This is a genomic window from Mesorhizobium sp. M1A.F.Ca.ET.072.01.1.1, assembly GCF_004023325.1.
Lineage (GTDB): Bacteria > Pseudomonadota > Alphaproteobacteria > Rhizobiales > Rhizobiaceae > Mesorhizobium.
In genome coordinates this window covers 1-859 of sequence record NZ_RZSF01000674.1, presented here as the reverse complement: position 1 = coordinate 859, position 859 = coordinate 1, and the positions used below count along the sequence as shown (strand labels likewise).

2 protein-coding genes are annotated in these 859 nt (G+C 61.7%); both read left to right on the top strand.

Annotation, left to right across the window (positions count from 1 at the left end; all coding sequences use genetic code 11):
• Positions 1–382 (top strand): ISAs1 family transposase (locus EOA32_RS39095; protein ID WP_128374328.1); only part of this gene is annotated, 382 nt, incomplete at its 5' end.
• A gap of 95 nt (positions 383–477) precedes the next feature.
• Positions 478–859 (top strand): AIR synthase related protein (locus EOA32_RS37470; protein ID WP_245499536.1); only part of this gene is annotated, 382 nt, incomplete at its 3' end.

Below are 859 nucleotides of genomic sequence, written 5' to 3'. Positions count from 1 at the left end.
CAGGCTCAAGGACGCGCCCGCCTGCCCCGGCCTCAAGGCCATTGGCCGTGTCGAGGCCCTGCGCACCACTGCCGACGGCAAGACGACCACATCGGTCCGCTATATCGCCCTCTCCAAGGTGCTGACGCCCAACAAATTGGCTGAGACGGTTCGTGCCCACTGGACGATCGAAAACCAGTTGCACTGGAGCCTTGATGTTGTCTTCCACGAGGATGACGCCCGCACCCGAAAGGACTACGCGCCACAAAACCTGGCCGTCATCCGCAGGCTCGCCCAAAACATCTTGGCTGCCCATCCCCTCGACAAACCAATTGCCAGCAAGATGCGCAGGGCCAATTGGAGCAAAGACTTCTTCTATGAACTCTTTACTCATATGCGATAGCCCTGCCCTCAAGGGGGGAGATTGGCTCTCACGCGCCTTGCCCCCCGAAACCATTCATGCGATGAGCCCGCAATGGAAACAGGGATGAGCCGAAGATGAGCAACGGCGACAAGGCCAAGCGCAAGAACGGGCTCACCTATGCCGAGGCGGGCGTCAATATCGATGCCGGCAATCTCATGGTCGAGAAGATCAAGCCGCTCGTGCGCGCGACGCGCCGGCCGGGTGCCGACGGCGAGATCGGCGGCTTCGGCGGCCTGTTCGATTTGAAAGCCGCCGGCTTCACCGATCCGGTGCTGGTCGCGGCCAATGACGGGGTCGGCACCAAGCTCAAGATCGCCATCGATTCCGGCAAGCACGACACCATCGGCATCGACCTCGTCGCCATGTGCGTCAACGATATCGTCGTGCAGGGCGCCGAGCCGCTGTTCTTCCTCGACTATTTCGCTACCGGCAAGCTCGATCCGGACCAGGGCGCGT